Annotated in this window: 8 protein-coding genes; all 8 read right to left on the bottom strand. The window is 69.8% G+C overall.

Going from position 1 to position 11,222, the window contains the following annotated elements:
- Positions 1 to 534 precede the first annotated feature (534 nt).
- The 8 genes from ABD301_RS23435 to ABD301_RS23470 are packed head-to-tail and all read right to left on the bottom strand — an operon-like array spanning position 535 to position 10,634.
- Positions 535 to 1,326: a cell division protein FtsQ/DivIB gene (locus tag ABD301_RS23435; RefSeq protein WP_344312594.1), complete on the bottom strand. Its 792-nt coding sequence runs from the start codon at positions 1,324 to 1,326 to the stop codon at positions 535 to 537.
- A complete protein-coding gene (murC, locus tag ABD301_RS23440; RefSeq protein WP_344312595.1) occupies positions 1,326 to 2,762 on the bottom strand; it encodes a UDP-N-acetylmuramate--L-alanine ligase in 1,437 nt (478 codons plus the stop codon). The genes ABD301_RS23435 and murC overlap by 1 nt, the downstream gene beginning before the upstream one ends.
- Positions 2,759 to 3,880: an undecaprenyldiphospho-muramoylpentapeptide beta-N-acetylglucosaminyltransferase gene (gene murG / locus ABD301_RS23445; RefSeq protein ID WP_344312596.1), complete on the bottom strand. Its 1,122-nt coding sequence runs from the start codon at positions 3,878 to 3,880 to the stop codon at positions 2,759 to 2,761. The genes murC and murG overlap by 4 nt, the downstream gene beginning before the upstream one ends.
- Positions 3,877 to 5,265, bottom strand: coding sequence for a putative lipid II flippase FtsW (gene ftsW, locus ABD301_RS23450; RefSeq protein WP_344312597.1), 1,389 nt, complete (start codon positions 5,263 to 5,265; stop codon positions 3,877 to 3,879). The genes murG and ftsW overlap by 4 nt, the downstream gene beginning before the upstream one ends.
- Positions 5,262 to 6,623, bottom strand: a complete 1,362-nt coding sequence (gene murD / locus ABD301_RS23455; protein WP_344312600.1) for a UDP-N-acetylmuramoyl-L-alanine--D-glutamate ligase — start codon at positions 6,621 to 6,623, stop codon at positions 5,262 to 5,264. The genes ftsW and murD overlap by 4 nt, the downstream gene beginning before the upstream one ends.
- On the bottom strand, positions 6,620 to 7,720 hold the full coding sequence (mraY, locus tag ABD301_RS23460; protein ID WP_344312601.1) for a phospho-N-acetylmuramoyl-pentapeptide-transferase: 1,101 nt from the start codon (positions 7,718 to 7,720) through the stop codon (positions 6,620 to 6,622). The genes murD and mraY overlap by 4 nt, the downstream gene beginning before the upstream one ends.
- Positions 7,717 to 9,156, bottom strand: a complete 1,440-nt coding sequence (locus ABD301_RS23465; RefSeq protein ID WP_344312602.1) for a UDP-N-acetylmuramoyl-tripeptide--D-alanyl-D-alanine ligase — start codon at positions 9,154 to 9,156, stop codon at positions 7,717 to 7,719. Before ABD301_RS23465 ends, mraY begins: the two co-directional genes overlap by 4 nt.
- The gene (locus ABD301_RS23470; RefSeq protein ID WP_425551973.1) at positions 9,153 to 10,634 is read right to left on the bottom strand and encodes a UDP-N-acetylmuramoyl-L-alanyl-D-glutamate--2,6-diaminopimelate ligase; all 1,482 of its coding nucleotides are present in this window, start codon (positions 10,632 to 10,634) and stop codon (positions 9,153 to 9,155) included. The genes ABD301_RS23465 and ABD301_RS23470 overlap by 4 nt, the downstream gene beginning before the upstream one ends.
- Between the last annotated feature and the right edge of the window lie 588 nt (positions 10,635 to 11,222).

Consider the following 11,222-nt stretch of genomic DNA (forward strand, 5'->3'; position numbering starts at 1 on the left):
CGTCAGCGTTTCGCTGACCCTCACGTTCAACTAGACGGTTATAGTTATGTCAACTGTTTCTTCTTGTCCCGGACGGTAAGCGGGCCACCTTCCACGTTCAAGGAGGTGGCTCGGCGTGTCCGAGGGCAATATTCCAGATCTGCCCTCCGGCTTTGCCCCGCACCACCCCACCGAAGTACCAATACGGCGCGAAACCGTCGTACCCGTCGGCGAAATCGGCCCCACTCGAATCGAGTCGAGGTGAGTTTGAGGCCGCGCGCTGAACTCTCGTCGAGTGCGGGACTTTATCCCCCACTCAACGTCGAGTGCGGGATTTTGTCCCACAGTCGACGCTGAACCCGTCGCCAGTGCCCGCTTTTTGGGCGCCCCGGCGACGCGAACCACACGCGCCGCCGCAGGAACTGCGGCCAACAACCCAGCCCCGCCCGCGCGACGGCCGTAGGCCGTCCTGGTTCGAGGCGGTGGGGTGCCCGCTTTTTGGGCGCCCCGGCGACGCGAACCACACGCGCCGCCGCAGGCACTGCGGCAATAAACTCAGCGGACGGTGACCACGGACGGGGCGCTCACGTCATATTTCTTCCCTGGGCGCTTCAACAAAACTGCCAAGACGGCCGCCTTTTCCTCGCTCTGGCTGGCGTCTCCCCACACCACCGTTCGGCCGCCGGTCAGGTTCAGGGTGACCTGGGACGGCGAAGGCGCGGTGATGCTCGCCACCTGTGACTTGAGCGCGGGCGAGAGCGCCTGGCTGACCGTCAAAGCGGCGGCGGTGGACGGGTCTTTAGGACCGGGGTTCGCCAACGACAACACCGGCAGCCCCGCCGGACGGCTGGGCATCGTACGAAAAACCACGCCGGTGCTGTCGATCTCCCGGTAGCCGGGGGAAACCACCGCCACCGCGACCCGCTCCCGTACGGAGATCACCACCGTGTGCGGCCAGCTGCGGGAAATCGCCGCCGACGCCAGCGGCGGCAGCGCGGTCAGCAGGCGGCGCTGCGCGGCGGCGAGATCGACGTGCGAAAGCGCGGCACCGCGCTGGATGCCGGCGGCGTCGACGATCGCGCCGGTGTCGACCGTCTGCGCACCGACCACACTGATCGTTTGTACGTCCAAGACCTTCGTGCCGTAGATCAGCCAAGCCCCGCCGCCGGCCAGCAGCAACACCGCGAGGACCGAGGTCCAGGCGATCAGCCGGTGCCAGCGGCCGAGCCGGCCGTGGCCGGCCCGGATCCGGTCGGCCACGGACTGCAGGTCGTCGGTACGCCGGGTCTGGTCCTGTTCGTGGACCACCCGCCAGGACTCCCGGCGCGGCGTACCGGCGGTCTTCACTACTCGCGTCCCGCCGGGATGTCGGCCTCCAGGGCGACCAGGATCTCGTCCGCCATCATCGCGATCGGCGGCGCGCCCATGGTGATCACCACATCGCCCGGCCGGGCCCGTTTGGCCACCTCGGCCGGCACGTCCGACCAGCCCGGTACGAAGACCTTGCGGTGCTCGGCCATCGGGATCGCGGCGTGCAGGGCGACGCCTCCCTCGCCTGGGGCGCGCTGCTCCCCCGGCCCGTACACCTCCATCACGATCACCTCGTCGGCCAGCGCCAACGCGGCCGCGATGCCCTCCTGGAAGACCGAGGTCCGACTGAACCGGTACGGCTGGAAAACCACCACGACCTGACCGCTGCCGGCGACCTCGCGCACCGTCCGCAGTTGCGCCGACATCGAGGTCGGGTGGTACGCGTAGTCGTCGAAGATCCGGATCCCGCCCACGGTCCCGCGCAGCTCGAACCGCCGCCGGACCCCGCCGTACGCGGCCAGCGCGGCGATCGCGGTCTCGGCCGGGATCTCCAGTTTCACCGCGACCAGCAGGGCGGCGGCCGAGTTCAGCGCGATGTGCCGGCCAGGCACTGGCATTCGCACGACACCCAGCTCGGCACCGTCCAAAGTGGCCAGGTAATGCCCACCACCGGCACCGGACTCCAGGTCGTGCATCCGCAGGTCGGCGTCGTTCGCCTCGCCGTACGTGTAAACCGTCACGCCGCCGGCCCTGGCCCGCTCGGCCAGCCGCCGGGCACCGGGATCATCGGCGCAGCAGACCAAAAACCCGCCCGGCACGATCCGCTCGGAGAACGCGACAAACGCCTCCTCGATCGCGTCCAGCGTCCCGTACGTGTCGAGATGGTCCGCCTCGACGTTGGTGACCACCGCGACTTCTGGTGCGTACAGAAGGAAGGAGCGGTCGCTCTCGTCCGCCTCGGCGACGAAGTACTCGCCGGTGCCGTGGTGCGCGTTGGACCCGGCCTCGGACAGGTCGCCGCCGATCGCGAACGACGGATCCTTGCCAGCGTGTTGAAACACGGTCGTGATCATCGACGTGGTGGTGGTTTTCCCGTTGGTGCCGGAAATCGCGATCACCCGCCGGCCGCCCATCAGCGCCACCAGCGCCTCGGACCGGTGCAGCAGCCGCAGCCCGCGCTCCTTCGCCGCGTCCAGCTCGGGATTTCCCGGCTTGATCGCGGACGAGTAGACAACTGTTTGCGCTGAGCCCAAATTCTCCACGTCGTGTCCAACGTGGACAGTCGCGCCGAGAGCGCGCAACGCGTCCAGCGCCGGCCATTCCCGCGCGTCGCTGCCGGAAACCCGGGCGCCGCGGGCCAGCAGGATCCGGGCGATGCCGCTCATGCCCACCCCGCCAATGGCGATCAGGTGGACGGCCCGCAGCTCGTCCGGCGAGATCGTGGTCGGGTCGACCCCGGACAGCACCGTCATTTCGCTCCCGCCTGCGCCACGGCTTTTTCCACCAACGTCAGCAATGCCTCGTCCCCGTCCCGCCGGCCGTAGCGACCGGCCGCCGCGGACATCTTCGCCAGCTCGGCGGAATTGCTCAGCAGCGGCAAAATAATGTTCTCCACATAGGACACGGTGAGCTCGGAATCCTCCACCAACATCCCGCCACCGGCTCTCACGACCGGCAGGGCGTTGCGCCGCTGCTCGCCGTTTCCGTGCGGATAGGGCACATAAACCGCCGGCAGCCCGACCGCGAAAATCTCCGCGCACGTCATCGCGCCACCGCGGCACAACAGCAGGTCGGCGGCCGCGTACGCGAGTTCCATCCGCTCGACGAACGGCACCGACACGTACGGCGCGCCGGTGTCTTTCGGCGCCACCACCTCGTCGTTGCGGGCACCATAAATGTGCAGCACCTGGATGCCGGCCGCACCCAACGCGGCGGCCGCACCAAAAGTCGCCTCGTTCAACGTACGAGCGCCTTGCGACCCACCGGTCACCACCAGCGTCGGGCGGTCCGGATCCAGGTCGAAGAACTTGCGGGCCTCGTCCCGGGTCGCCTCCCGGTCCAGTTGGGCGATCGCCGGCCGCAGCGGCACGCCGACCACCTCGCCGGACTGGCCTGCTTCCTGCTGGTGCTCGAAGCCCAGCGCGATCCACTTGGTCAGCCGCGCGCCCATCCGGTTCGCGACACCCGGTGGGGTGTCCTTCTCGTGAATCACCAACGGGGTGTGCCGCCGCCAGGCCGCCAGATAGGCCGGGACCGACACGTAACCACCGAAACCCACGACCACATCGGCCGACACCGAGTCCAGCACCTTGCGGGTCGCTTTGGTGGCCCGCGCCATCCGGACCGGCGTACGCACCAGGTCCAGATTCGCCTTGCGGGGCAACGGATACGCCGGGACCAGCTCCAGATCCCAGCCGCGGGCCGGGATGATCTGCGTCTCCAGCCCCTTCGGCGTACCGAGGCAGGTCACTCGCACATCCGGGTAGTGCCGCCGCAGGCACTGCGCGAACGCCAGCGCCGGCTCGATATGCCCACCGGTTCCGCCACCGGCCAGCACCACTGATCGCAGTGTCTCAGGCAAACCCGTCATCTCCGCTCTGGACGGCTCCCGGCCGGTGCCGCTCCTGGCTTACTTTTCCTCCGGCCGCCGGGCCGGGCCGGCTGCTGCCGTGCCCTGGCCGATCCGCCAGCGGCCGCCGGTTTGGCGACCACCGGCACCGGCGGCATGCCGAACAACCGTGTGCCTAGCGTAGGGCCGCGCTCGTGCAGCATCGCGGCCGCCTCCGGCTCGGCCCGGGCGAAACCGGCCAACATGCCGAGCGCGAACAGCGTGAGCACCAGCGACGAGCCGCCGTACGAGATCAGCGGCAGCGGGATGCCGGTGATCGGCAGCAGCCCCACCACCGCGCCCATGTTGATGAACGCCTGCCCCACCAGCCACACCGTGCAGGTGGCGGCGGCCAGCCGGGTGTACGGGTCGGCCGTCCGACGGGCGATCCGGAAGCCGGTGTACGCGAGCACCCCGAACAGCCCGATCACCACCACGCACCCGATCAGGCCGAGTTCCTCGCCGATGATCGCGAAGATGAAGTCGTTGTACGCCTCCGGCAGATAACCCCAGGCCTGCCGGCTGGAGCCCAAGCCCACCCCGAACAGGCCGCCGGTGGCCAACGCCTGCAGCCCGTGCACGGCCTGGTAGCCGTCCAGCGCCTCGGCCGGGAACGGGTTCAGGAAGGACGTGAGCCGGGCGACCCGGTACGGCTCAACCGCGATCAGACCGAACACGCCGGCCGTCGCGGCGGTGAGCATCAACCCGAAGACCCGCAGCCGTACACCAGACACCCACAGCAGTGCCATCAGGATAAGCAACAGGCAGAGCCCGGTGCCCAGGTCGTGGGTGCCGACCAGCCCGAGCAGCGCCGCGGCCACTGGGAACAGCGGCACGGCCAGGTGCTTGAAGCTGGTCATCAGCTTGCGCTTGCGGACCATGATCTCGGCGCCCCACAGCGCCAGCCCGAGCTTGGCACTCTCGGACGGCTGCCACAGCACCGGTCCGACGTCGATCCACCGGTACGAGCCGTTCCGTGCCACGCCGTGCACCAGGCCGGGCGCCACCACCAGCGCGAACAGGCCGACCGCGGAGACGATCAGGACCGGATACGACACCATCCGGAAGAACCGCACCGGGAACCGCATCACCAGCACGAAGACCACCACGCCAAGCAACGCGTAAGACGCCTGGCTGACGAAGATCGAGTACGGGTTGTGGCCGGCCGACTGGGAGGCGGTGACGTTGGAGGCGGACAGCACCATCATCAGGCCGATGGCCAGCAGCAGCCCGGTGGTCGCCACGATCAGGTAGTACGACGCCATCGGCCGGCCGAGCAGGCCCTGCAGCGGCGCCAACGGGTTGATCGCGGCCCGGTCCTCCGGGCTGACCGTGCGCGGCGGATCGCTCTGCTGAGCGGCCGTCACGGCGTGAGCGCACGCACCGCGGCAGCGAAGGAGTCACCGCGGGCGCCGTATGAGGGGAACATGTCGAGCGAGGCGGCAGCCGGTGCGAGCAGCACCGTGTCGCCGGGCTGAGCCAGCCGGCGCGCGCTTTCCACCACTTCGATCATGACCCCATCATCGGTGCTCGGTACGTCGACGACCGGCACATCCGGCGCGTGTCGCCGGATCGCCGCGGCGATCCGGGCTCGGTCCACGCCCAGCAGCACGGCCGCCCGCAGCCGCGGTGCGACGGTTCGTACGAGATCGTCCACGTCCACGCCTTTGAGCTGGCCACCGGCCACCCAGACGATCTGTTCGTACGCCATCAGGGAAGCCAGCGCCGCGTGCGGGTTCGTCGCCTTGCTGTCGTCCACATAGGACACCCCAGCGACCGAACCGACCAGCGCGTTGCGATGCGGCTCCGGGACGTAGCCGCGCAGCCCGTCGCGGACCGCCTCGGCGGACACCCCGTGGCCGCGGGCGAGCGTGGCGGCGGCGAGCGCGTTGGCCACGTTGTGCTGGCCCGGCGGGCGTACGTCCGCCGCCTCCGCCAGCGCCACACCAGCGCCGAACGCGCGGTCCACCAGGACGCCGTCGACGATGCCGAGCTGACCCTCGTCCGGCGCACCGAGCGTGAACGACGCCAGCGGGCCACCCCGCTCGGCCAGCAGCTTGGACACCATCGGGTCGTCCGCGTTGCCCACCGCGAGGCTGTCGCGGCCGCGCCAGATCCGCGTCTTGGCCTGCGCGTACGCGTCGAAGCCGCCGTGCCAGTCGAGGTGGTCGTCGGCGAGGTTGAGCAACGCGGCGCCGGCCGGGGCGAGCGTGGACGACCAGTGCAGCTGGAAGCTGGACAGCTCGACCGCGAGCACGTCGTACTCGGCCTTCAAGACCGCGGAAAGCAGCGGGTCGCCGATGTTGCCGACCGCGACCGCCCGCAAGCCGGCGGCTCGCAGGATCGCGGCCAGCATGGTGACCGTGGTGGTCTTGCCGTTGGTGCCGGTGATCGCGAGCCAGGGTGCCGCGTCGGCCGGCCGCAGCCGCCAGGCCAGCTCCGGCTCGGAGTAGACCTCGATGCCGTTGGCCACCGCCGCCGACAGCAGCGGGTGGTCCGGCCGCCAGCCCGGCGACGTGACGACCGCGTCCGTACCCGCTGGCGGCTCGTTGACGCCTATAAGGACCGTCGCCCCAGCCGCTGCCAGCTGGTCCGTACGCTCGCTGGCCGCTCGGTCGACGACCGTTACCAGCGCGCCGCGCGCCAGCAAGGCCATCGCGACCGGTACCCCGGAGACGCCGGCACCGGCGACGACGAGCCGCTGGCCCTCGTACGACCCGGTCATGGCAGCAGGCGCAGGAAGTCCGCGTAGAAGATGCCGACACCGACCGCCACGCCGACCGCCGCGATCATCCAGAACCGGATCACGATGTTGATCTCCGGCCAGCCGGCCAGCTCGAAGTGGTGATGCAGCGGCACCATCCGGAACACCCGCCGGCCGAACGTCCGGAAGGACACGATCTGGATGATCTCGGTGACCACGATCAACACGAACAGTGCGCCGATCACGATCAGCAGCAGCTCGGTTTTGGTGGCGACCGCGAGACCGGCGATCAGGCCGCCGAGCCCGAGCGCGCCGGTGTCACCCATAAAGACCTTCGCCGGGGACGCGTTCCACCAGAGGAAGCCAAAACACGCGCCGGCCACGATCGCGGCCACCAGCGCGACCTCGAGCGGGTTGCTCACGTCCGGGTAGACGTGCGGGTGCCGGAACTCCCAGTAGCCGATGAGCGAGTACGCCATCAGGACCATCACCGAGCTGCCGGTCGCCAGCCCGTCGAGGCCGTCGACCAGGTTCACCGCGTTCGCGGTCGAGATGACCACGAAGGCGATGAACAGCACGGCGCCGAACTTGGTGATGTTCAGCCAGCCGATGTCATGGATGAACGAGATGTACTCACTGGCGACCGTGTGGTTCTTCTGGTCGGGCAGCATCACCGCGAGCGCGCCGAAGATGACGCCGACCAGCAGCTGACCGACGATCTTGCCGCGCTTGTTCAGCCCGAGGCTGCGGCGCTTGCGGACCTTGATGTAGTCGTCCGCGAAGCCAACCAGGCCCATGCCCACGAACAGGCCGAGCAGCAGCAGCCCGCCGGCGGTGACGCTGCGGTCGTCAGAGCACTGCGTGTCGCCGAATCCCGGGGCACCCGTACAGGGCGCGATCGCCAGGTAGACGTGGATCCCGGCGTACGCCACGACCGACGCCAGGATGAAGACGATGCCACCCATGGTGGGCGTGCCGCGCTTGGAAGCGTGCGCCTGCGGCCCGTCGGTGCGGATCTCCTGACCCACCCGGAGCTTGCGCAGGTAGCGGATCGCCAGCGGCGTACCAAACAGCGTCAGCAGGAAGGCGAGGGCCGCCCCGACGAGCACTGACCTCACGCGGAAGCCTCCGCCCGGTCGTGCTCTCCCACCGGTGCCAGCAACGCTGCTGTGACCTGTTCCATGTGTGCGACCTTCGATCCTTTCACCAACACAACGTCCCCGGGAGCCAGCTGCGCGACCAGTAGTGCGGCCGCCGCCTGAGTGTCGGCCACGGCCGTCATCGCGGCGGCCCGCTCTGTGCCGGCGTGTTCGGTGCCGGCCGCTTCGCGCGCGCCGTCGAGGATGCCAGTCGCCGCCGGACCGGTCGCCACCACCCGGGCGGTGCCGAGCTCGACGGCGTACCGGCCAATCGCCACGTGCTCGGCCACACTGCCCGGACCAAGCTCGGCCATCTCGCCGAGCACCGCCCACCGGCGCCGGTCACCGGCGATCTCGGCGAGGTTGCGCAGCGCCACCCGGACCGAGTCCGGGTTGGCGTTGAAAGTGTCGTCGACGATCGTCACGCCGTCCGCGCGGGTCGTCACTTCCATCCGGCGTTTGCTGACCAGACCGGCGCCGGACAGCGTCGCGGCGACCTCGTCCAGCGAGATGCCCAGCTCCAGCGCGACGGCGGCCGCGGCGAGCGCGTTGCCCACGTGGTGTTCGCCGTAGAGCTGCATCGCGACCGGCGCTTTCGCGTTTTTGACCACGATGTCGAACACTGGCCGGCCCTGCTCGACACGGACGTTTTCGGCCCGTACGTCGGCATCTTCGGCCCGTCCTACCAGCACGACCCGCGCCTTGGTTCTGGCGGCCATCGCCCGTACTCGCTCGTCGTCGGCGTTCAGGACCGCGACTCCGCCGTCGGCGGCCGGCGGCAATGCCTCGACCAGCTCGCCCTTGGCGGTCGCGATCGCTTCCACCGAGCCGAATTCACCGACATGGGCCGTACCCACGTTCAGCTCGACCCCGATCCTGGGCGGCGCGATCCGGGCCAACTGGGCGATGTGCCCGATCTTGCGCGCACTCTTCTCCAGCACCAGGTAACGGGTGTCCTCGGTGGCCCGCAGGACCGTGTACGGGTGGCCGATCTCGTTGTTGAACGACTCCGGCGGCGCGACCGTCTCTCCCAGCCTCACGAGCAGCTGGGCCAGCAGGTCCTTGGTGGAGGTCTTGCCGGACGAGCCGGTCACTCCAACGACGGTGATGTCCTTCAACCGAGCCAAAACTCCGTGGGCCAGGTCGGCGAGCGCGGTCAGCTGGTCGCTGACCAGGATCGCCGGCACGTCCACCTCGCGGGCCACCATCGACGCGACGGCACCGGCTTTCGCGGCGGTGCCGACATAGTCGTGGCCGTCCACTCTTTCGCCTGGAAGGGCAACGAAAAGGCCGCCGGCGGTGACTTTCCGGGAATCGAACTCGACGGTGCCGGTCACCGTCGCGGTCGGGTCAGCGCCGCCGGTCAGCCGGCCGCCGACCAGCTCGGCCACCTCGGCCAGCGTCAGCGCGATCACGCGTGCACCTGCCCGTTGGTGGCGCGCAGCGCGCGATCCAGTTCTTCTCTGTCGTCGAACGCAAACACCTGACCGCCGATCTCCTGGTATGGCTCGTGGCCCTTGCCCAGGATCGCCACCGTGTCGCCGGGCCCGGCCAACCGGACGGCCCGCTCAATCGCCTCGGCCCGGTCGCCGATCTCCAGCACCTCGGCCCGCTGGCGGGCCGGCACCGCGGCGGCGCCAGCGAGCGCGGCGGCCCGGATCGCCGCCGGGTCCTCGGACCGCGGGTTGTCGTCGGTGATGATCAAGACGTCGGCGCCGCGGGCGCCGGCCTCACCCATCAGCGGCCGCTTGCCGGTGTCCCGGTCGCCGCCGCAGCCGAGCACCGCGATCAACCGACCGCGAGTCACCGGCCGGAGCGCGTCCAGCACCGCGGCCACCGCCCCCGGCTTGTGCGCGTAGTCCACGACCGACAGCAGGTCCGGCCGAGTGTCCGCGCCCACCCGCTGCAACCGGCCCGGCACGCCCGCGCAGCTCGCGACACCGTCCACCGCGGTCCGCGCGTCGATGCCGGCGGCGGTCAGCACCGCGATCGCCAGCAGCGCGTTGTCGACGTTGAACGGCCCGGGCAGCTGCACCGAGCCTTGCAGCCGTACGTCGTGCGGCCCCATCACCATGAAGGTCTGCGGGACCGCCGAGGTGTCGATATCGACGGCCCGCCAGTCAGCCTCCAGGCCCCCAGTCGAGACCGTCACGGTTTCGTCCGTGACCAGGCGTCGGCCGTACGCGTCGTCGACGTTCACCACCTCGCGCCGGCAGCGGCCGTCGAACAACATCGCCTTCGCGGCGAAGTAGTCCTCCATGTCGGCGTGGAAGTCCAGATGGTCCGCGCCCAGGTTCGCGAACGCGCCAACGGCGAAGCGGATGCCGTCCGCCCGGCCCTGTGCGAGCGCGTGGCTGGACACCTCGATGGCCACCGCGGTGACGCCCTGCTCGACCATCACCGCGAAAAGGGCCTGCAGATCCGGCGCCTCCGGCGTGGTCCGCGCGCTCGGCAGCCGTACGCCCGCATACCGCGTCTCGACCGTGCCGATCACCCCGGTCACGTGGCCGGCCGCGAGCAGTCCGGCTTCCAGCAGGTAGGCGGTGGTGGTCTTGCCGCTCGTACCGGTCACACCCAGCACGGTCAGCTGGCTGGTGGGGTCGCCGTACACCTGCGCGGCGACCTTGCCGAGCACGTTCCTCGGCCGGTCAACCACCACGATCGGCAGCCGCGCGTCCTCGATCATCGCGGCGCCGGCCGGGTCAGTCAGAATGGCCGCCGCGCCGGAACTGATCGCGTCGGCGGCGAACTCGGCACCATGTCGTACGGACCCAGACAAAGCCGCATAGAGATCACCCGGCCGGACCGCCCGACTGTCATGCGTGACGCCGGTCACCGCGACCTCCGCGGCCCCCCGCAGGTCAGCTCCACCCAGGCTGGCAAGCATGCCCATAAGAGCCGCCACCGGAGTCGGCGACACCGATGTCGGCCGCGGGAGTAGCTGCGCTGGCACGAGTCCGAACCCTACCCGTACGCCCCATGCACCCGCGTACAGGCACAGCCGTGGCGGTCCGGTTTCTTTCCACCACTGCGGTCTGGGTGGATGTTCGTTGGTGAGTACGAGTCAGCGGGCTGGTTTGACGAGGTCCGGGACTCGGGTCAGCAGGACTGTAGGGGAACTGCCGCCGGTTGAGGTTCTGGGCTGCACCATGCCCGACTTAACCCCCGCCCCACCGCCGCTCCCCCACCCAAACTCAGACCGAGTTCTCTAAAAACCCAGCCCCGCGCCTACCTCCCAGCGCAACCCAACCCCCGCTCCACCGCCGCTCTCCCACTCAAAATCAGACCGAGTTTCTCTAGAACCAGCCCCGCGCCTACCTCCCGACGCAACCCAACCCCCGCTCCACCGCCGCTCTCCCACTCAATGTCAGACCGAGTTCTTTAGAACCCAGCCCCGTCCGGCGCCATCGGCCGCCAGGCCGATGTTGTCGCCCCTCCGGCAGGAGCGTCGTTCTGTCCGGCCCCGCGGTCTTTGCGGGGC

Origin of the sequence: Fodinicola feengrottensis (assembly GCF_039530045.1) — a bacterium.
GTDB lineage: Bacteria > Actinomycetota > Actinomycetes > Mycobacteriales > HKI-0501 > Fodinicola > Fodinicola feengrottensis.

Bases quoted from the DNA above. Each gene is read 5' to 3' on its own strand.
- murC (WP_344312595.1), bottom strand. From the start codon at position 2,762: ATGACGGTGCTGTCCGGGGTCGACCCGACCACGATCTCGCCGGACGAG.
- murG (WP_344312596.1), bottom strand. From the start codon at position 3,880: ATGACGGGTTTGCCTGAGACACTGCGATCAGTGGTGCTGGCCGGTGGC.
- murD (WP_344312600.1), bottom strand. From the start codon at position 6,623: ATGACCGGGTCGTACGAGGGCCAGCGGCTCGTCGTCGCCGGTGCCGGC.
- ABD301_RS23470 (WP_425551973.1), bottom strand. From the start codon at position 10,634: ATGGGCATGCTTGCCAGCCTGGGTGGAGCTGACCTGCGGGGGGCCGCG.